Here is a 20,013-nt window from a genome sequence, read left to right as displayed (position 1 = left end):
TAAAAAAGATAGTGAGGTTGCAGGTTATAACTTAAAAAGCAAAAAGGAGCAAATGCATAATAAAATTCTTTACAATAAGAATAAATCTTTGCTCGCTACTCCGTAGGGGATTAGGATTGAATTAGTAAGTATAAAAAAGCCCCGATAAAATCGGGGCTTTTGTTTTTATGAATTCTATGGAATTTTATGAAACCGCCTTCAATTTTTTGATAGTTGATTTACTCAGCTTCTCTTCGGCATACTCTTTTGTTACGTGAAGTTTTGTTTCGTCAGTCCCGGGCAAATCGTACATCGCATCCGTTAAAACTGCTTCGCAAAGCGACCGAAGTCCGCGTGCGCCAAGTTTGTATTCAATTGCTTGCTCGACAATAAAGTCTAAAGCTTCTTCCGTAATAACAAAATCAATTCCGTCCATTTCAAACAGTTTTTTGTACTGTTTTATAATGGCGTTTTTGGGTTCGGTAAGAATGGCGCGAAGTGTTTCCTTATCCAACGGATTCATATAAGTTAAAACAGGAAGTCGACCAATTATTTCAGGAATCAATCCAAAATCTTTCAAATCCTTCGGAATAATATAGCGAAGCATATTATCTTTTTCCATCTGATTTTCCTTTACCGAAGCTGAAAAACCAACAGCCTGCATATTCAATCTTTTTGAAATATGACGCTCGATGCCATCAAAGGCGCCGCCCGCAATGAAAAGAATGTTTTCAGTATTTACTTCAATAAATTTTTGGTCCGGATGTTTTCGGCCTCCCTTTGGCGGCACGTTTACTGTAGTTCCTTCCAAAAGTTTCAATAACGCCTGCTGAACGCCTTCACCACTCACATCGCGGGTGATTGATGGATTGTCGCTTTTACGGGCAATTTTATCAATTTCATCAATAAAAACTATTCCGTTTTCAGCTTTTTCGAGGTTGTAATCTGCAGCTTGGAGCAAACGAGTTAAAATACTTTCCACATCCTCGCCCACGTAACCAGCCTCGGTTAAAACCGTAGCGTCAACAATGGCCAAGGGAACGTTCAACATTCGGGCAATGGTTTTTGCAATCAAGGTTTTCCCGGTTCCGGTTTGTCCGACAATGATGATATTACTTTTCTGTATTTCAATATCGTCATCACTCTTTGGCTGTAACAATCGCTTGTAGTGATTATAAACAGCAACCGACATTACTTTTTTTGTGTGTTCCTGCCCTATTACATATTCGTCCAAAAACGCATTAATAAGTTTTGGTTTTTTCAGCATTAAATCTTTGGAAAGATCTGTGTTTCCTGAATGCAACGCCTCTTCAACTACAATTCCGTGGGCCTGTTCAATACAACGGTCGCAAATGTGGGCATCCAAACCTGCAATGAGCAAATTGGTTTCCGACTTTTTGCGGCCACAAAAGGAACATTCTAAATCTTCTTTCGACATATTATCTTTTTTCAAAAAATCTGTTTTTTAGCTTCGTGTCAATATTTCATCAATCATACCGTATTCCAAAGCTTTATCGGCTTTCATCCAATAATCGCGATCGCTGTCATCATATACTTTTTCATAGGTTTGTCCCGTGTGTTTGGCAATGATTTTATAAAGTTCTTCTTTTAAGGTAATTATTTCACGGGCGGTAATTTCAATATCGCTCGCTTGTCCCTGCGCGCCGCCCAAAGGTTGATGAATCATAACCCGAGAGTGTGTTAAACCGCTTCGCTTTCCTTTTTCACCAGCACAAAGCAGCACAGCTGCCATTGAGGCTGCCATTCCCGTACATATAGTTGCTACGTCTGGTTTAATAAATTGCATGGTATCATAAATTCCCAAGCCTGCATAAACACTTCCTCCGGGAGAATTTATGTAAATTTGAATGTCACGCGCTGCGTCTGTACTTGCCAAAAAGAGTAATTGTGCCTGTACAATATTTGCAACTTGGTCGTTGATTCCGGTGCCAAGGAAAATGATCCGGTCCATCATTAGACGTGAAAAAACATCCATCGCCACGGCGTTCATTTGGCGTTCTTCAATAATATTTGGTGTCAAGTTAGTCGGGTACATACTACTTATTATTTTGTCGTAGTACATATTGTTGATGCCTTGATCTTTTATAGCAAAGTTTCTGAATTCGTTACTGTAGTTCATAAATGTTTGTTCGTATTATAAATTTACTTTCCTGAACAGGAAAAGGTTTAAATCAAAAAGGCGTTAAATTAAATAATTCAACGCCTAAAGATAACTATTTCTTCGCTGAATTATGCGTAGGCTTCCTTAATGAATTTATCATAAGTAACCTCTTTGGTCTTCAATTTTGCATTTTCCTTAAAGAAATTTAGCAATTTTGCAGTGTTCAATTGTTCGCTCAAACGTTCCACTTCTTCTTTGTTTGAAAGAATACGTGCAGCAATTGATTCCAACTCTTCTTCCTTTGGATCGGTTTGTCCAAATTGAGCCATTTGCGCTTTTATCATATTTTTTGAATGGTCTTTCAACTCTTCAAAAGTTACTTGCAGATTGTTCTCCGCTCTAAGTTTTCCTTCGATCAATTGGTAGCGAAGTCCTTTTTCGCTTCGCTCGTATTCGGCTTTTGCATCTTCCTCAGAAAGTCTTTTTTCGCCCGTCATTGCAATCCAGCGTTGTAAAAATTTTTTCGGAAGATCGAATTTTGTATTTTCAATCAATGATTCCACAACATCGTTCAGTAGCTTTTGGTCGCTTTGCTGTGCAAATTGCCCTTCGGCATCTTCCTTTATTTTTGCTTTCAATTCCGCTTCGGAAGTAACTACGCCTTCACCAAACAGTTTGTCAAACAATTCCTGGTTCAGTTCTGCCATTTCACGTTTGTTCACTTCTTCAATTTTGAAGGAAACCTCAATGTCCAAACCGTGGGCATCGTCATGCGAAACGCCTAAATATTTTTGGTTGTCGTGGTCATCGGCAAACATTCCTTTTGTTTTCAAAATAACTGTATCGCCCACTTTTGCGCCAAGTAGACTTTCCAATTGCTTTTTACCAGCAATTTCTTCGGTTGAAAGGGTTGTTTTCTTTTCAATGTCTTTTTCAGTTGAAGTAAAGGTTCCGGTGATTTCATCGCCTTTTTCAACTTCTTTTTTTGAAATCAATTTTCCGTATTGCTTGCGGATGGTTTTTACCTGGTTGTTCAGCATTTCATCATCTGCGATGATTTTGTAGTGAACCACCTCTTTGCCCTTTACATCCACCTCGAACTTTGGCGCAAGGCCCAATTCAAATTCAAAGGAATAATCATCTGCATCCCAATTGATTTCCGCTTCATTCTTCGGAAGTGGATTTCCAAGCACGTCCAATTTTTCCTCGTTGAGGAATTTGTGGAGTGCATCTTGCAAGAGTTTATTTACCTCTTCTACCAAAACTGCTTTACCGTATTGCTTTTTTACCATTCCCATTGGCACGTGCCCTTTTCTGAATCCAGGAATATTGGCGTTTTTGCGATAATCGTTCAGCACTTTTTCAACTTTGCCTGAATAATCGTCTTTTGAAACCTCCACCGTAAGCACAGCGTTCAGTTTATCAATGTCTTTTTTTGTAATGTTCATTTTTTCTCTTCTGAATTTCGGGTTGCAAAAGTACGGCTTTTTGCACAACCCAACAAACATTTACAAACTGTTGTTCAGCAATTTGCTAATCTTCTTTTATAAGCGAAAAAAGTATGGATTGAAAAAGCGAAAGCAATAAACTGAAAAGGAGTGCCCACCAAATTGTAGAGACCGCAAAACCCCCCACGAAATAATCAGCAATAAGAATAATAATGGCATTGATTATGAGAAGGAATAGCCCAAATGTTACGATGGTTATTGGCAACGTTAGCAACACCAAAATAGGTTTCACTATTAATCTTAAGAGCGCAATTACAATAGCAACTATAATCGCCGAACCATAGCCTTCAACGGCTACACCAGGCAAGATTTTTGATAAAACCACAACCGCTAGGGCCGTAAGAAGTAATTTAACTATTAATTTCATTTTTGTGAGGTTTAAGTTGAATTTAAAGATAAAAAAACCGCCCATATGGGGCGGCTTTCTTAATAAAGTAAATCTACGTACTTAGTTATTTGTAACCGTAACCGTGCCATAATTACCAATATGCACCTTTGGAATGGTGGCATCATAGGTATCATTTATTGCCTGAATAATTAAGTTTGCGGTATAAGCATATCCTCTTGGCGTTGGATGAACTCCATCCAAAGAAAAAGCGCCCCCGGTTACGAATTGTGAAGTAAGAAGACCTCCATCATAAACAATTCCACCATTTGCAACACGTGATAGCGCAGCTTTGGCATCCACAAACGCTAGATTTTTAGCTCCAGCCAAGGCCTGTATTGTTGCATTATATGCAGTGCTGGCAGCGGTAACGCGTGCTTGTTCTGAAGCCGCTAAAACATATTGATCTGTTAAAGGTATAGATACCCCTATTACTCCTTGCGGGTTGTTGGGATCTGGCGTTGAGCCCAAAACCGAGGAGGCGGGCAATACTATAAGGTCATTAGCATTCACTTGGCGCAATTGTCCTAATAATGCCGCCAATTGGGCTGGTAAATTAAAAGGAGGCCCTTGCAAGACAGTTGTAATGTCTGTTAGATCGTCATCGGTCATTATCGGAAAGTTATTTAAGCTTGCCGAAAAATTAATCATACGCAAAGCAGCTTCTTCCGCAGAGATAAGACCAATACCAACCAATCCTGGTAATATTTGGTTGTTATACGCTGCGAATTGTGCATTTAACTGTGCCGCAGTAGCAGCATCTAAAGGTATTGCATTTGTAGGAACAGTGGTGAAATAGGGTATAGATGTTACCTCAGGAATGTTTACTAATACACCTTTTGCGCCGTTTGCAGTTAAAGCATCTACTTGCTGGCTATAAACGGCAGCAAACACATTTGGATCGGTGATATCATTTGACCCATATGATGTGGGATCAAGATTTCCTGTTTGATCAACTCCAGCTCCTCCGGAGGTAGCATAGCTTAAAATGTCATTGTTTCCTATCCAAAGTGTAAAAAAAGTGGCGTTTTGAGCCGCAGCATCGCCTATTACAGTAGCACTTTCACTACTTGCAAAACGGGCAAAATAAGGATTGGCAGCACCTGTTGGCACTCCAGCAACGTTTCCATATCCAGGAGCTACCAAGTGAAAACTCTTGGCTCCGGGAACACCCATATTGTTGAACGAACCACTTAATTTATTTGAAACATCAGTGGTTGGCATTCCGTCCAAACGAACAGGGCCGGGATTGCCATTGGGACCCACAGCCAATACAAATCTGTTTTCAGCTATTTGAGATCCTCCCAACAATAACCCTCCCAGGTTATCATTCATTAATGGTTGTGTAAAATCACCTCCTCCAACAAAGGAAAACTGCTGCGCCATAATATTGGGATAGCTATTATTTTGTCCAGTAATATATAAAGCTCCATCTGCATAACCTGCAGTCAAAGAGTTTCCAACAGAAACATATTTTGAAAAGTCCGCACTTCCGCTACTGTAAAAACCATCGTCTGTTACAGGGCTATCAAATTCTGGTTCGCAGCTTACAAAGCCCACGGCCAAAACCGCGAATGTATATTTAAGTATATTTTTCATCTTTGAGATTTTTTTCAATTATAGTTTATAAGTAAGCCCCAGTCCTGGAACGAAAGCATTGGTTTTGTATGTTCCCTTAAATGGAACCGCTACACCGTTTTCGAAATAATAGTTGTAAGAAGCATCCACTTCCTTAAAGTGTGAATAAAGGAATGACGCGTCTATCTGTAAGTGTTCGCCAAGGTTTACAGTAAGTCCTGCTGTAAAATTATTACTGTCATTGCGAGGTGTTTCAGGAGCGAAATAACCTTCACGCACAGGTGATTCGTCAAAATAATAACCTGCTCTTAGTGTAAACATTTTGGTGGCTTCGTATTGCATACCAAAGCGATAGATGGATGAATTTTTATAGTTACGCGCATTTTTTGAATCTGGAATTTCGGGATTGGCAAAATCTAAATCCAGAGATTCGTAAACATCCCAAAACGTACGGTTAAAGTCAAAAGCGAAAGTCCAATTTTCACAGAAATCATAAGACATCCCTACCGTCATTTCCGCAGGCAATGGCAAAGAAGCATTAAATGTTGTATCTGCAAATGGTGTTAAAGGTGAGTTTGGCACATTCTCAAAATCTGCATCTCCATCCTCAGCGTCCAAAATTATTTCTGAACGATAGGTTGCTCCAATATGAAGATCTTCGGTAAGGTTCACCATTGCACTGGCAACCCAGCCCCAATTGCTCACTCCAGAAGCATCAACTGTTACATTGGCTCGGTTACCCTCAAGATCGGTAAGTGTGCGGTTTAGGTTTCTGTTGAAATTTACAGACCCGGTAACGTAGATAGGACCACCGCCTACGCTCAACTTATCATTAATCTTAAAAGAAACAGTTGGCTGAATGTAGATTGCCTGCAAGTCAATATTATTTACCAGATGCGATCCCGCCCAATCCTCTTCATATTCTACCGAGCTTCCATAGGGGGTGTAAACACCTAGCCCAAAAGCCAGCCAGTCGTTAGCCTGGTAGGATGCGTACAGATACAGCGGCGTGCCGACCGGGCTATCGGTACGGGCATTGGCGCCCGTCTCGGCATCTTGGTAGGCAATGTTTGAAAACACGCCGTGGACACCTACAGAGATACTGAATTTATCTTCCAGATACACCAAGGCGGCAGGGTTAAAAAATACCGATTCGCTACTGTTTATAACCGCAACACCCGTGTGGCCCATCGCAAGGGATTTATTGCCCTGCAAACTTACGCGGTAACCGCCCGCATAAGTAACCGCACTTGCTAGTGCAAAAACGGCAAGAAGTAATACTTTCTTCATAATTGTTTATTTCTTTAGAGTTAATTCTTAATTTTAAATTAGTAAGGAATTATTCAAGGTATTTATTATGCACGCATAAGAAACATTCTTACAATATTATAAAAAATTCATAACATTATCATAAAATTCGTCGGGATTTTCTGCGTGCAGCCAATGGCCGGCATTTGATATTGTATCTATTTTTGCTTTCGGAAAATGCTTTTTAATCAAAATCTCGTCCATGGGTTCTATATAGCCACTTTTCTCCCCTCCTAAAAATAGCGTATCGCCTTTAAAAATAGTGTTTTCAGGAAGGGCTGCTACTACTTCCTCAATTTTTTCGGAAAGAACAGGAAGGTTTATACGAAGCCCCAATTCAGTTTTACTTTTCCTGTAAAGATTTTTCAGCAGAAAAAGTTTTGTGCCTTCGTCTTTTATATATTCCGAAAGAACATCTTCTGCTTCTCCCCTAGATTTTATTTTTGAGAAATCCAATTTTGAAAGTGCTTTTAAAATATCTTGATGGTGCGGCGGATAGGCCTTTGGACCAATATCAGCCACTATCAGTTTGGAAACCATCTTGGGATAGGTTACTGCAAACTGCATTGCAACTTTTCCACCCATAGAATGACCTAATAAAATTATATTTTGAAGATTATGTTCATCGCAGTAATTTTTTAAATCTTCGTCCATTACTTTATACGAAAATTCATCGCTGTGGAAACTGCGGCCGTGGTTGCGCTGGTCTAAAAGATGAACCTCATAACCATCTTCAGCCCAGCGTGTACCGAGGGTTTTCCAGTTATCGCTCATACCTAGAAAGCCGTGGAGGATTACAAAGGGTTTACCGGAGCCGAGTATTTGGGAGTGTAAAATCATTAGCCAAGCTTTTTTAAATATTCTGAAATTACTTTCTCCAGCCCATGGTAAAGCGCTTCACAAATAAGCGCATGCCCAATGCTCACTTCCAAAAGGTTCGGGATGTTTTTCTTAAAAAACTTAATGTTTTCCAAAGAAAGATCGTGACCTGCGTTGATGCCCAAATTCAATTTATTTGCAAGAAGTGCACATTCCGTATAAGGTTTTACGGCTTCTTTGTTTCCTAAGGAGTATTGTTTTGCGAATTCTTCGGTGTAGAGTTCAATTCTATCGGTTCCAGTTTCAGCGGCGCCTTCAATCATTTTTAAAGTTGGATCTACAAAAATGGAAGTGCGGATTCCATTTCGTTTAAATTCTGAAATTATATCCTTTAAGTAATCTTTGTGCTTAACTGTATCCCAACCGGCGTTGGATGTGATTGCATCAACAGCGTCTGGAACCAAGGTTACTTGTGTTGGTTTTATTTCCAAAACCATTTTTGTAAAATTGTCCATCGGGTTTCCCTCAATATTATATTCCGTGGAAACAATTGATTTTAAATTGTACGCATCTTGATAGCGAATGTGGCGTTCGTCGGGCCTTGGGTGGATTGTAATCCCTTGTGCGCCAAATTTCTCAACATCTTTTGCAACCTGCAACAAATCAGGCACGTTACCGCCGCGGGCATTGCGCAATGTGGCTATTTTGTTTATGTTTACGCTAAGTTTTGTCATTTCTTTGTGTTAGAATTAACAAAAATACAAACCTTCTAAACGCTAACGAACCTTTATTTTAAGTAATTTGCGTTAAAAACAATTGCAATGGAAACCCTGAATTACATCATCAACGATATTGAACCCTTTGACATTTCGGCAAATATAAAGGATGTGCAAACCGTTTTCAATCAGCTTACCTATTCACACGTTCCGGTTGAAAGGGATGGCCATTTTATAGGGTGTGTTTCTGAAAATGACGCTTACTGTTTTGACAATAAGAAGAAATTGAGTGATTTTCAATATGCCTTGGAGCCTTTTCATGTGCTTGAAGATACAAACTGGCTAGATATTTTAGAGGCATTTGCACTTAACAGCAGCAATATTATGCCCGTTTTGGGAGCTGAAAACAAGTATTTGGGATATTACGAATTGGGCGATATTATGAGCCTTTTCAACAACACTCCATTTCTGAACGAAACAGGCGGTATAATAGTAATTGAGAAAGGAATTCAGGATTATTCCTTTAGTGAGGTTTGCCAGATTGTAGAGTCAAACGGCACCCGTATTTTCGGTGTCTTTGTTTCAAAAATTACAGGCGAGACCGTTCAATTAACAGTGAAGGTTGGCCATACGGCCATAAACAGTATTGTGCAAACCTTTAGAAGATATAAGTACGAGGTAGTTAGCCATCATGAAGAAGATAAATTTTTGGAAGACTTAAAAGAGCGGTCTGATTATTTAGATAAATACCTTAATATATAATTGGAATGAAGATTGGTATTTACGGACAATTTTATCACGAAAATTCTGAAATATACATTCAGATGTTGCTCGATGCGCTTCAAAAAAAAGAAGCCGAAGTAGTAATTGAAGAAAACTTTTTGGGCATAATCAATAAAAATCAAGATATCACTAAAAACTTTTCCAGCTTTTCTACCTTTACAGAGCTAGACTCTAGTTTTGATCTTTTTTTCAGCATTGGTGGTGACGGCACCCTTTTAAAAGCTGTAACATTCGTTGCAGACTTGGGCATTCCCATTGTGGGAATCAATACAGGAAGGCTTGGTTTTTTGGCAACAATTCAAAAAGAGGAAATGACCGAAAGCCTGAACCAGATTTTGGAAGGAGAATATTCCATTTCTGAAAGAAGCTTGCTTACTGTGGAAACATCTCCAAAGAACGAAGAAATCCAACCATTAAATTTCGCCTTAAATGAAGTTGCCGTAAACAGGCGCAATACCACCTCTATGATAAAAGTGGAAACATTGGTCAATGATAAATACCTTACTTCCTATTGGTCTGATGGGCTGATAGTAGCTACTCCTACAGGATCCACAGGCTATTCCTTAAGCTGCGGTGGTCCAGTAATAGACCCAGAGGCAAAAAATATTGTGCTCACCCCCATTGCACCGCACAACCTAAACGCCCGTCCATTGGTAATACCAGATTCCAGCAGTATTTCATTAAAAGTTTCGGGAAGAGAAAATACTTTTTTGGTCTCCATGGATTCTAGAATAGCCACATTGGAAAATGAAACCACAATATTTATTAAGAAGGCACCTTTCACAATAAAATTACTGCAACTTCACGACGATAGTTTTATAAAAACCCTCCGCAAAAAACTTTTATGGGGCGAAGACAAGCGAAACTAAACAATAAAACGCATCAAAATTTGTTAATCAACTGAGACAAATTGGCTTCCTTCAATGTCAAGCCAAGTTTATTGTTATATTTGCAAACTTTTAAAGTATATGAAGTATTTCGCGACTGTATTTTTAATACTCTCAACGGCATTCTATGCGCATTCCCAAACCTATGAAATAGGCGGAATGATTGGAGGCGCAAACTATATTGGTGATGTTGGAAAGACCAATTTTATTAACCCCAACAGTTTTGCCGTAGGCGGTCTTCTTAAGTGGAACCGTAGCGCACGGCATTCATTTAGGGGCTCGGTAATGGTTGCGAAAATAAAGGGAGATGACGCAAAAAGTTCAAACAGTCGCAGAAAAGAGCGCGGTTATTCTTTTGAAAACACAGTAAAAGAAGTTTCCGTTGGACTGGAATATACTTTTTGGGATTTTGATGTTCACGCCCAAAAAGCAATTTCCACCCCTTATTTATATACTGGTCTTACCTATTTTTGGTATGATGCCTTATACAAAAGAGGAAATGACATTATAACAGATTATGATGGCGCAAGCAGTATTGCAATTCCTATGGTTTTAGGTTATAAAGCAAATATGGGCCAAAATGCAATGGTAGGGCTTGAGATTGGAGCCCGCTATACTTTTACCGATGATCTGGACGGCAGCAACCCCGTAAAAGGATTGGAAAATAATGAGAACTTAAAATTCGGAAACACCAACAGTGACGATTGGTATGTTTTTACTGGCATAACCGTTACTTTTGCCTTCGGAAGAAGACCTTGTTATTGCAATTTTTAAACAATAATGGACAATAAAGATCAAATAGACAAAGACAAATTGCCGCAACACCTGGCCATCATTATGGATGGAAACGGCCGGTGGGCAAAACAAAAAGGTCTTTTCCGCTCTATGGGTCACGAAAATGGCACAAAGGCTGTGCGCGAAATTGTTGAGGGAAGTGCAGAAATCGGAATTCCTTACTTAACCCTTTATGCCTTTTCAACAGAAAATTGGAACCGCCCCAAAATGGAGGTAGAGCTGTTGATGAAGCTGTTGGTCTCTTCGCTTAAAAAGGAAATAAAAACATTACAGGACAACAACATAAAGCTCAATGCAATTGGCAATTTAGATGCCTTGCCCAAAAAGGCACATAGAGAATTACTGGATGTGATTGCTAAAACAAAAAACAACGAGCGCATGACTCTTACCCTTGCACTAAGTTACGGTTCCAGGGAAGAAATTACAAAAACAATAAAAGAGATTAGTCTTAAAGTTAAAAATAACCTAATTTCGCCGCACGATATTGATGAAACGGTAATAAATAATCATCTTTACACGCAAAATTTACCAGATGTAGATTTACTGATCCGCACCAGTGGCGAACAGCGCATTAGTAATTTTCTGCTTTGGCAGATAGCGTATGCCGAACTGTATTTTACTGAAACACTTTGGCCGGATTATACAAAAAACCATCTTTTTGAAGCAATATTAAATTATCAAAACAGAGAAAGAAGATTTGGAAAAACCAGTGAACAGCTTAAACAATAGTTCCCTATTGCATACATACAGAAAATCTTATTGTATTTTATTATTTACAATACTTTCCGTTTTTACACTACAGGCGCAGCAAAAAGAACTTGACAGCGGAAGAAAATACACTATAAACGAAATAACAGTGACCGGGACACAAAGCTTTAATGAGCAAACTGTTATAGCTTTTACCGGTTTAAAGAGAGGGGATCGCATCTATATACCAGGCGAAAAATTGAGCCAGGTTACCAAAAAACTTTGGGAGCAAAATCTTTTTAGCGATATCGCTTTTTATGTAACCAATATTGAAGGCGACAATGTAGATTTAGAACTTTACATAGTTGAGTTGCCAAAACTCAATGAAGTTGTAATCAACGGAAAAAAAATACGTAAGGCCAAGAAAAAGGAAATCATTAAGGATAACGACCTAAAAGCGGGTGCCAAACTTACCGAAAACCTTCTTACCACAACAAAAAATTATATTACGAACAAATATAAAAAGGACGGTTTTTATAACACTGAAGTTACCATAAACACTACTCCCCATACGGACTCTACAGGGGTAGAAATATCACGAGATATGATTATTTCAATCGATAGAGGAAAGCGGGTAAAAGTAAAAAAGATAAATTTCGAAGGAAATGAGCAATTCACAAATGGAAAATTGCGTCGCTCCATGAAAAAGACCAAACGCAAAAATCCAATCCGTCTTTGGAAACGCTCAAAATATACCGAAGAAGGTTTTGAAGAAGACAAAGAGTCCATCCTTAAAAAATATAAATCAAACGGATTTCGCGATGCGCGTATCATTAGTGATACCCTACGGGTTCTTGACAAGAAGAATGTAGCCCTGGACATAAAGCTTGAAGAAGGTGACAAGTATTATTTTGGAGATATTAAATTCATCGGAAACAGTGTCTTTACCGATAGCCAATTACGTCAAATTTTAGGCATCAAAACCGGAGAGGTTTACAACGGAATTTTGCTACAGGAACGTATTGCAGATGAAAGCGACCCAGAAGCGAACGATCTTACAAACCTTTACCAAAACAACGGTTATCTTGCCGCACGTATTAACCCTGTGGAAGTAGCTGTACGTAATGACACTATAGATTTTGAAATACGAATTATGGAGCGTAATCTTTTCTATTTTGACCATGTAACTGTCATAGGAAACGATCGCACTAACGACCATGTTATTTATAGAGAATTGAGAACGCGTCCAGGCCAAAAATACAGCAAGCGGGATGTGGTTAGAACCATTCGTGAATTGGGCCAGCTAGGCTTTTTTGATCCCGAACAGCTTTCTCCAAATTTCAAAAAAGTAGATGAAAATAACGGGCTCGTAGATCTGGAATATTCCGTAGTAGAAAAAGGATCTAGCCAAGTTGAACTTCAAGGAGGTTATGGAGGTGGTGGTTTTGTAGGTACTCTTGGGCTTTCTTTCAATAACTTTTCTCTTAGAAATATTTTTAATCTAAGTTCATACAAACCATTACCGATGGGTGATGGACAAAAACTATCCATACGTGCGCAGGCAAGTAGTTATTATCAAACTTATAGCTTGTCGCTTACCGAGCCTTGGCTGGGAGGAAGAAAACCTGTACAATTGTCCACATCGTTTTCGCATACTATTCAAAATTTTTACGATTATAATAATAGAAGAGCGGACAAATCTAGAAGTTTTACCATTACTGGAGGTTCTGTGGGGTTAGCAAAAAAGGTAACATGGCCTGATGATTATTTTGTATGGTCCAATGCAATTAGCTTTCAGCATTACAACCTAAATAATTACAATACCGGCTTGTTTACATTCGGCGATGGGTATTCAAACAATCTTGCCTATACCATTGGTATCAGCAGAAACAACACGGCTACCAACCCCATATATCCTACTTCCGGATCTGATTTTAGCATTACCGCTAAGTTGACGCTTCCATACTCTGCGTTTAACAATGTAGATTATAAAGCATTATCCAGAGAGCGAGCTCTTCTTTCACAGACATCTCCGGATAATCCTGAGTTTGTAGATGACAACAAAAGGATTTCAGAAATTGACCAAGAGCGTTTTAAATGGCTAGAATATTATAAAATAAAATTTAAAGGAACCTGGTACACAAAACTTGTGGAAAAAATGGTGCTTCGTACAAACACTGAGTTTGGGTTTTTGGGAGCTTATAACCAAAATCGTGGCATTCCGCCATTTGAAAGATTCTTTGTAGGAGGTGATGGCCTTGGGGCTTATAGCTTAGATGGTCGTGAGGTTATTCAAATGAGAGGGTATCCAAACCAATCACTTTCAGACCAAGATGGAAATACGATTTACAATAAATTTTCGTTAGAGGTAAGATATCCTGTAACTTTGGCACAAATGGCATCCATCTATGTGCTTGGGTTTGCAGAGGGAGGAGCCTCTTATGATGGCTTTAGAAATTACAATCCTTTTGAACTTAAGCGTTCCGCTGGCGCAGGATTGCGTATATTTATGCCAGCATTTGGACTTTTGGGTATTGATTTTGGATACGGCTTTGACCCAATTTTAGGCGGAACCGAAAAGAATGGATGGGAAACCCACTTTATTATTGGACAACAATTTTAAAAACTGGCACGATATTTTCTTAAACAACAACCAAATAATATGAAGACAAAAAAAATACTAATTTTTACCTTTTTTCTTTTTTGCTTCACCTTTATGGCTGAAGCTCAAAGAGGCGTTCGCATAGGATATATTGATATGGAATATATTCTTGAAAGTGTTCCAGAATATAAAGAAGCTTCCATCCAATTGGAAGGAAAAGTTCAGCGCTGGAAACAGGACATCGAAAAAAAACAAAAAGAAATTGATCAAATGAAGCTAAACCTTGCGAACGAAAGGGTGCTCCTTACCAAAGAATTGATCGATGAAAGAGAAGAGGAAATAAAAATCAAGGAAGATGAAATGCTTCAATACCAACAGGATCGTTTTGGACCAAATGGCGATTTGATGATTCAAAGAAGACAACTCGTACAGCCCATCCAAGATCAGGTTTTCAACATAGTTCAAGAAATTGCGGAAAATAAAAAATACGACTTCATCTTTGATAAATCTGCAGATGTGGTTATGCTTTTTGCCGCCAAAAGAAACGACATAAGCGATTTAGTTCTACGTAGCATTGAACGTGCTGGCAGAAGAGTTCAAGCAGCCAATAAAAAAGAAGAACGCGAGATAGAGCGCCGGGAAGCACTTACAGCCGAAGAAGATGGAGCTATTACCGAAAGGGAAAAAGCCATCCAAGAAAAACAGGAAGAGCGCGAAAAATTAGTGGAAGCTAAAAAAACAGAGCGCGAGGAAATGATGGCCCAGCGCCAAAAAGAACGCGATTCAATACGCGCTGCCAAGAAAGCAGAATTTGAAGAACGCAGACAGCGTTTAATTGAGGAAAGAGAACAGAGAAGAGATTCTATCATGAATGCCCGCCAAAATAGAAACAATACACCTGAGGGCAGAAATGAAGAGCAAGAAGGCGGAGATGGCCAATAATTACTTTTCAGATTAAAATAAACAACGCTTAAAAAATAACACTTAAATTTAATACACTTACAATGAAAAAAATGAAATTAGTTTTAGTTGCAATTGCGCTATTTGTGGGAGCTACAAGTTTTGTAAACGCCCAATCCAAGATTGCACACATTAATGCACAGGAGCTTATAGAGGCTATGCCGGAATATAAAGCTGCACAGAGCCAATTGGAAAAAGTACAAAAAACTTATGATACTGAAATTAAGGCTATGGCGAAAGAGCTAGAAACCAAAATGAAGCAGTACGATGCTGAAGCTGCGGGTAAGTCTGATGAAGAAAACCAAAAAAGATTCCAGGAGGTTCAGGGAATGCAGGATAACATTCAAGCTTACAGACAGCAAGCTTTGCAGGATTTAGACAAGAAAAGAACAGATATCTTTAAGCCAATTCTAGAAAAAGCACAAGCTACAATTCAAAAAGTAGCAAAAGCCCAAGGATATCAATATGTGTTGGACTCAACCATGGGTAGCGGTGTAATCCTTGCCGATGGTAAAGATCTAATGGCTGATGTAAAAAAAGAATTGGGAATGTAATTCTTTTTTAAAAAGAAAATTTTTTAAAAACTGCCCGTTATCGCGGGCAGTTTTTTTATGTTCTAATTTCAACATATTGGCTACATTTACGCCATGGTAAAAAACAATCCCATAGGTATTTTTGATTCTGGAGTTGGGGGTTCTTCCATTTGGCAAGAAATCTACAAACTACTGCCATTGGAACATACAATCTATCTAGCGGATAGTAAAAATGCTCCATATGGAAATAAATCTGCTGAAGAAATTACGAAACTCAGTATTAAGAACACTGAAAAACTAATTGAGATGGGAGCTAAAATTATTGTAGTAGCCTGCAACACCGCTACCACAAATTCCATTTCCACACTTCGGAAAAAGTATAATATTCCTATTATAGGAATAGAACCTGCCATAAAACCGGCAGCCCTGCAAACCACTACAAAAAGCATTGGAATTTTAGCTACCAAAGGAACATTAAGCAGTGCGCTCTTCAGTAAAACCACACAGGAATTTACAAAAGATATAAACGTGGTTGAAATAATTGGAGAAGGCCTCGTTCCCTTAATTGAAGCTGGAAATCTTGATGGAATCGAAATGCACTCGCTTTTGCAAAAACATACCAAGCCAATGATTGCAGCAAATATTGATTATTTAGTTTTGGGCTGCAGCCACTACCCTTATATTATCCCAAAGCTGAAAGATATTCTCCCCCCCAATGTAAAGATTATAGATTCTGGCGAGGCAGTTGCCCGACAAACCAAAACAGTACTTCAAAGCCTCGATATGCTTCGAAAAGAAAACACTCCACCCAATCTTCAATTTTTTACAAATGCCGAAACTGACACTTTAAAATTTCTGTTGAAAGAGCATGCCGAAAAAATTTCCGTAGAAAAAAAAGACTTTTAATTTATTCCTTAAACCAAGAAGAATACATTACATAATTATTGGCTATTCGTTCTATCTCCCCTTTGGTAAGTTCTGGACTTATGTCTTTAATTTTCCTTGCCGGAATCCCCGCATAAATACTTCCGCTTTCCACTCGGGTACTTTTTGAAACAACCGCACCCGCCGCAATAATAGTGTTGATTTCCACAACGCAATCGTCCATAACAATGCTTCCCATACCAATCAATACATTGTCGTGAATGGTACAGCCATGCACAATAGCATTATGCCCGATGGACACATTATTTCCAATCGTTGTCGGTGAAGTTTTGTACGTTGAGTGAATTACTGCGCCGTCCTGCACGTTCACTTTATTTCCCATTTTGATAAAATGCACATCGCCACGAATTACGGCATTAAACCAAACGCTGCATTCATTGCCCATCACCACATCTCCTACAATTGTGGCGTTTTCAGCGATAAAGCAATCTTCGGGGATTTGTGGCTGTTTTCCGTTTACGGGTTTTAGTATCATTGTTTCTTTCTGGTTTCAGATTTTAGGTTTGAGTTTTCAAATTTCAAAAATAGTAACAATTAAATTCTTTCAACTTTTAGCTTTTAACTTCTATCCGAAATAAGCCAGCAAATCCTTCTTTCGGGAAGGGCTCACCATTATTTCCTTTCCACTGGAAAGCACCACGCTCCCACCCTTTCCTTTTTTGTATTCGGTAATTTCGTTCACATTCACCAGATAGGATTTATGAACGCGGGCAAAACCGCTTTCCGAAAGTGAATCTTCAAAATACTTCAATGTTTTGCTCACCAATCGCTTTCCTTTCTTCAAATAGATCTGTGTATAATTGTCATCTGCCTGGCAGTAGAGTATATCTTCCATTTGCAGCACTTCAAAACCGTTTTGTAGTGGAATGGTCATCTTTCCGGCTATTTGCGTTTGTAGCGGCTTTAAAATTGAATTCTGAAGCGTGTTTTCCCTTTCTTTAATTTCCTGTACATAATCAACTGCTTCAATTAACTTATCGATGGAAATTGGTTTCAACAGATAATAAGACGCATGGGCATTAAGCGCATCCATTGCATAATGATTGTAGGCGGTTACAAAAACTGTTTCAAACTGGCGGTCGCCAACTTTGTCCAGCAAATCAAACGCATTTCCGTAGGGCATTTCCACATCGAGGAAAACAACATCCAAGTTGTTGTTTCGAATTAAAACCAAAGCATCATCTACGTTTGCAGCCTCACCTTTCAAGACAATATTAGGGCAGTATTTTGCCAAATAATTCCTTAGGATTTCTCGGCTTGTTTCTTCGTCTTCTACGATTATTGCGTTCAGTTTCATCAATCTTTCTTTAATATAAGTTCCACTCTGGTTCCTTCATTATTTTCAAAAACATTTTCAACTTTCACATCTACTTTGTCTTTGTACATTTCATTCAAAATAGCAATCCGTTTTTGGGTATTTCCCATTCCTTTTGATTTTTGCTTCTTTTGGTTTTCGGTTTTAAACGCTCCAGATTTCGTGCGGCCGATACCATCATCAATAATGGATATTTTTATGGTTTCGGAATCTATTTGCTGAAAGTTTATTTCCAACAAACCTTTCTCCTCCTTGTAGCGAAGTCCGTGCCACACGGCATTTTCTACGTATGGCTGAAGCAACATGGGCGGAATTACAAATTCATTCATTTGTATGTTTTCGTCCACAGAAATTTTATAGTCAAATTTATCCTTAAACCTAAAATGTTCCAGCTTCACATAAAGCTCCAGCAGTTCAATTTCCTTTTCCAACGGAATAAAATCCTCTTCGCTGTTTTCCAAAACCGAACGCATCAATAGTGAAAAATCGGTCAAATATTTATTGGCGGTACGCTCGTCATTTACCGAAATAAAGCTGTTCACGGAATTAAGCGCATTAAAGATAAAATGCGGGTTCATTTGTGATCTGAGTGATTTCAGTGCCAAAATATTATTGGCAAATTTTTGCTGTTTCACATTTTTATACTGTGCGTAGGCAGCAAAAATTAAAAGAAGAACGATAACAATCAAAGATCCGATAACCCATTTTTGAATTTGGCTATTTCTTTCAATCAATTCTTGGTTTTCAAAAGCTAGTTTATAGCGGCTTTCGTTTAGTTTACGATCGTTTTCGAGGCTGGCAATACGATTCTGTTTTTGTGTAATTTCTTTACTGAAACGTGCCGCTTGGCTAATTTCCTGTTCCTTTTTAACGTAGAGTTCATCTACTACTTCTACGTAACGCTGATAACTTTCTGTGGCTTTGTCAAACTCGCCAATATCCCGATAGATTTCAGAAAGCTTTCGGGTCGCATCTTTTTGAACTACCAAATCTTCTTGTTTATCCGCTTCTGCAATACTTTTTTCAAGATATGGAATAGCCTGTTGATATTTTTCCTGAGCTACAAAAGCATTTGCAATTTTATAGTTTTGGCGTTGTGGAGTGAGCGCTTCGTCCTCAGTTGAAGCACCGTTTCCCATGGTATTTAATTCTTGCAGGGTTTCTTCACGCAGTTGGATTTCCTTCTCATATTCCCGGTTTTGGTTGTAAAAATCAGCAACTTTGTTTTTTTCGGAAACCGCGCGTTGTTTGTTTTCTCTTTTTGCAAGTTTCAGGGAATTATCAAAATATTCTTCCGCTTCGTTCAATGCCCCGCTTTGTGCATAGGCTTCACCTATTTTGGAATTCAGGTTTGTAATTTTCGGGCTGATATTGTTTTCTTTAGCTGCGTCCAATGCTTTTTGATAATTGAAAACACTTTTCACGCCATCGCCAATGGCTTTATAGGTATCGCCCAGACCTTCGTAAACTTCCACTTTTTGATAAGCCGAAAGATTGCCTTTCAATAAATTCTGAAATGCTGAAATGCTTTCCTGATAATTTTTATTCTGCGCAAATGCTTTTGCCAATTTAATTGAAACGTCCGTACTCGGCAGATTTTGTAAGCTTCTTTTGTAATTATCAACCGCCAGATCGGGTTGGTTCCAAAAAAGATTTATATCGCCCAGCGTTTCAAAAGCCTGGCTGTTTTCCTTTTTTGTGATTGTTTTATTACGTCTGGGTTCCAAGGCGCGGGTTACGTACTCAATACTTTTCTGTGCATCTTTTTTTAGAAAGAATTTTGCAGAGTCCAAATACACGCTGAAATCTGCCTGTGTAGTAGATTTGGGGCTTTTAGCCACCACCGGTTCGCTCTCGCCTTTTGCTTTTTCTACCCGTACGGTTATAAAATCATCTTTTAAGACAGTGTAATAAACGGTGACAAAATCATCACTTTTTATTACCAACTCGTCACCAATTTTTGCTGAAATAGAAAACCGTCCCGACATGTTTGTTGTGGTATATTGCCCCCCTAAAATTTCCACATTTACTTTTGAAATTGGCATATTTGTTTCGCCGTCAATCACTTCGCCTTTTAACATAAAAGGCCTG

Annotated in this window: 19 protein-coding genes; 8 read left to right on the top strand and 11 right to left on the bottom strand. The window is 38.7% G+C overall.

Going from position 1 to position 20,013, the window contains the following annotated elements; genetic code table 11:
* Positions 1–184: 184 nt before the first annotated feature.
* The 8 genes from clpX to JK629_RS06700 form a co-directional block, all read right to left on the bottom strand.
* On the bottom strand, positions 185–1,417 hold the full coding sequence (gene clpX / locus JK629_RS06735; RefSeq protein ID WP_202337838.1) for an ATP-dependent Clp protease ATP-binding subunit ClpX: 1,233 nt from the start codon (positions 1,415–1,417) through the stop codon (positions 185–187).
* A 27-nt stretch (positions 1,418–1,444) separates the two neighbouring features.
* Complete coding sequence (gene clpP, locus JK629_RS06730; RefSeq protein WP_045079330.1) at positions 1,445–2,119, bottom strand: ATP-dependent Clp endopeptidase proteolytic subunit ClpP; 675 nt, start codon at positions 2,117–2,119, stop codon at positions 1,445–1,447.
* 110 nt (positions 2,120–2,229) lie between these two features.
* On the bottom strand, positions 2,230–3,549 hold the full coding sequence (gene tig / locus JK629_RS06725; RefSeq protein WP_202337837.1) for a trigger factor: 1,320 nt from the start codon (positions 3,547–3,549) through the stop codon (positions 2,230–2,232).
* Between the two features lie 85 nt (positions 3,550–3,634).
* Positions 3,635–3,976, bottom strand: a complete 342-nt coding sequence (locus tag JK629_RS06720) for a phage holin family protein (protein WP_202337836.1) — start codon at positions 3,974–3,976, stop codon at positions 3,635–3,637.
* A gap of 81 nt (positions 3,977–4,057) precedes the next feature.
* Positions 4,058–5,593 (bottom strand): SGNH/GDSL hydrolase family protein, encoded by a 1,536-nt coding sequence (locus JK629_RS06715; RefSeq protein WP_202337835.1) that lies wholly within the window; start codon positions 5,591–5,593, stop codon positions 4,058–4,060.
* 18 nt (positions 5,594–5,611) lie between these two features.
* A complete protein-coding gene (locus JK629_RS06710; protein ID WP_202337834.1) occupies positions 5,612–6,862 on the bottom strand; it encodes an OmpP1/FadL family transporter in 1,251 nt (416 codons plus the stop codon).
* 96 nt (positions 6,863–6,958) lie between these two features.
* A complete protein-coding gene (locus tag JK629_RS06705) occupies positions 6,959–7,720 on the bottom strand; it encodes an alpha/beta fold hydrolase (protein WP_202337833.1) in 762 nt (253 codons plus the stop codon).
* On the bottom strand, positions 7,720–8,433 hold the full coding sequence (locus tag JK629_RS06700; protein ID WP_202337832.1) for a pyridoxine 5'-phosphate synthase: 714 nt from the start codon (positions 8,431–8,433) through the stop codon (positions 7,720–7,722). The genes JK629_RS06705 and JK629_RS06700 overlap by 1 nt, the downstream gene beginning before the upstream one ends.
* A gap of 87 nt (positions 8,434–8,520) precedes the next feature.
* Between JK629_RS06700 and JK629_RS06695 the strand changes: the two genes are divergently transcribed.
* From JK629_RS06695 to murI, 8 genes are all read left to right on the top strand, one after another.
* Entirely contained in the window at positions 8,521–9,177 is a 657-nt protein-coding gene (locus JK629_RS06695; RefSeq protein WP_202337831.1) for a CBS domain-containing protein, read from the top strand.
* Between the two features lie 5 nt (positions 9,178–9,182).
* On the top strand, positions 9,183–10,067 hold the full coding sequence (locus JK629_RS06690; protein ID WP_202337830.1) for an NAD kinase: 885 nt from the start codon (positions 9,183–9,185) through the stop codon (positions 10,065–10,067).
* Positions 10,068–10,166: 99 nt separating this feature from the next.
* Complete coding sequence (gene porG / locus JK629_RS06685; protein WP_202337829.1) at positions 10,167–10,859, top strand: type IX secretion system protein PorG; 693 nt, start codon at positions 10,167–10,169, stop codon at positions 10,857–10,859.
* Between the two features lie 6 nt (positions 10,860–10,865).
* Positions 10,866–11,609 carry an isoprenyl transferase gene (locus JK629_RS06680; protein WP_202337828.1) on the top strand — a complete coding sequence of 248 codons (744 nt, stop codon included), beginning with the start codon at positions 10,866–10,868 and terminating at the stop codon, positions 11,607–11,609.
* A gap of 7 nt (positions 11,610–11,616) precedes the next feature.
* Positions 11,617–14,190 carry a BamA/OMP85 family outer membrane protein gene (locus JK629_RS06675; protein ID WP_237460072.1) on the top strand — a complete coding sequence of 858 codons (2,574 nt, stop codon included), beginning with the start codon at positions 11,617–11,619 and terminating at the stop codon, positions 14,188–14,190.
* 39 nt (positions 14,191–14,229) lie between these two features.
* Positions 14,230–15,111, top strand: coding sequence for an OmpH family outer membrane protein (locus tag JK629_RS06670; protein ID WP_202337827.1), 882 nt, complete (start codon positions 14,230–14,232; stop codon positions 15,109–15,111).
* Between the two features lie 62 nt (positions 15,112–15,173).
* Positions 15,174–15,683 carry an OmpH family outer membrane protein gene (locus JK629_RS06665; RefSeq protein WP_202337826.1) on the top strand — a complete coding sequence of 170 codons (510 nt, stop codon included), beginning with the start codon at positions 15,174–15,176 and terminating at the stop codon, positions 15,681–15,683.
* A 93-nt stretch (positions 15,684–15,776) separates the two neighbouring features.
* Complete coding sequence (gene murI / locus JK629_RS06660) at positions 15,777–16,568, top strand: glutamate racemase (protein ID WP_202337825.1); 792 nt, start codon at positions 15,777–15,779, stop codon at positions 16,566–16,568.
* Position 16,569: 1 nt separating this feature from the next.
* Here the strand turns inward: murI and JK629_RS06655 are convergent, their stop codons facing one another.
* From JK629_RS06655 to JK629_RS06645, 3 genes are all read right to left on the bottom strand, one after another.
* A complete protein-coding gene (locus JK629_RS06655; protein WP_202337824.1) occupies positions 16,570–17,082 on the bottom strand; it encodes a gamma carbonic anhydrase family protein in 513 nt (170 codons plus the stop codon).
* A 90-nt stretch (positions 17,083–17,172) separates the two neighbouring features.
* Positions 17,173–17,904: a LytR/AlgR family response regulator transcription factor gene (locus JK629_RS06650; protein ID WP_202337823.1), complete on the bottom strand. Its 732-nt coding sequence runs from the start codon at positions 17,902–17,904 to the stop codon at positions 17,173–17,175.
* Positions 17,904–20,003: a tetratricopeptide repeat-containing sensor histidine kinase gene (locus JK629_RS06645; RefSeq protein ID WP_225626170.1), complete on the bottom strand. Its 2,100-nt coding sequence runs from the start codon at positions 20,001–20,003 to the stop codon at positions 17,904–17,906. Before JK629_RS06645 ends, JK629_RS06650 begins: the two co-directional genes overlap by 1 nt.
* Between the last annotated feature and the right edge of the window lie 10 nt (positions 20,004–20,013).

It is taken from the genome of Aequorivita iocasae, assembly GCF_016757735.1.
Lineage (GTDB): Bacteria > Bacteroidota > Bacteroidia > Flavobacteriales > Flavobacteriaceae > Aequorivita > Aequorivita iocasae.
Note: the sequence above shows the minus strand (reverse complement) of the source record. Positions and strands in the feature narration are given on the sequence as shown.

Coding starts and splice junctions, on each gene's coding strand:
- tig (WP_202337837.1), bottom strand. CDS start 3,549: ATGAACATTACAAAAAAAGACATTGATAAACTGAACGCTGTGCTTACG.
- JK629_RS06695 (WP_202337831.1), top strand. CDS start 8,521: ATGGAAACCCTGAATTACATCATCAACGATATTGAACCCTTTGACATT.
- clpP (WP_045079330.1), bottom strand. CDS start 2,119: ATGAACTACAGTAACGAATTCAGAAACTTTGCTATAAAAGATCAAGGC.
- JK629_RS06715 (WP_202337835.1), bottom strand. CDS start 5,593: ATGAAAAATATACTTAAATATACATTCGCGGTTTTGGCCGTGGGCTTT.
- JK629_RS06650 (WP_202337823.1), bottom strand. CDS start 17,904: ATGAAACTGAACGCAATAATCGTAGAAGACGAAGAAACAAGCCGAGAA.
- JK629_RS06665 (WP_202337826.1), top strand. CDS start 15,174: ATGAAAAAAATGAAATTAGTTTTAGTTGCAATTGCGCTATTTGTGGGA.
- JK629_RS06645 (WP_225626170.1), bottom strand. CDS start 20,003: ATGTTAAAAGGCGAAGTGATTGACGGCGAAACAAATATGCCAATTTCA.
- porG (WP_202337829.1), top strand. CDS start 10,167: ATGAAGTATTTCGCGACTGTATTTTTAATACTCTCAACGGCATTCTAT.
- JK629_RS06705 (WP_202337833.1), bottom strand. CDS start 7,720: ATGATTTTACACTCCCAAATACTCGGCTCCGGTAAACCCTTTGTAATC.
- JK629_RS06720 (WP_202337836.1), bottom strand. CDS start 3,976: ATGAAATTAATAGTTAAATTACTTCTTACGGCCCTAGCGGTTGTGGTT.
- JK629_RS06680 (WP_202337828.1), top strand. CDS start 10,866: ATGGACAATAAAGATCAAATAGACAAAGACAAATTGCCGCAACACCTG.
- clpX (WP_202337838.1), bottom strand. CDS start 1,417: ATGTCGAAAGAAGATTTAGAATGTTCCTTTTGTGGCCGCAAAAAGTCG.
- murI (WP_202337825.1), top strand. CDS start 15,777: ATGGTAAAAAACAATCCCATAGGTATTTTTGATTCTGGAGTTGGGGGT.
- JK629_RS06710 (WP_202337834.1), bottom strand. CDS start 6,862: ATGAAGAAAGTATTACTTCTTGCCGTTTTTGCACTAGCAAGTGCGGTT.
- JK629_RS06655 (WP_202337824.1), bottom strand. CDS start 17,082: ATGATACTAAAACCCGTAAACGGAAAACAGCCACAAATCCCCGAAGAT.
- JK629_RS06700 (WP_202337832.1), bottom strand. CDS start 8,433: ATGACAAAACTTAGCGTAAACATAAACAAAATAGCCACATTGCGCAAT.
- JK629_RS06670 (WP_202337827.1), top strand. CDS start 14,230: ATGAAGACAAAAAAAATACTAATTTTTACCTTTTTTCTTTTTTGCTTC.
- JK629_RS06690 (WP_202337830.1), top strand. CDS start 9,183: ATGAAGATTGGTATTTACGGACAATTTTATCACGAAAATTCTGAAATA.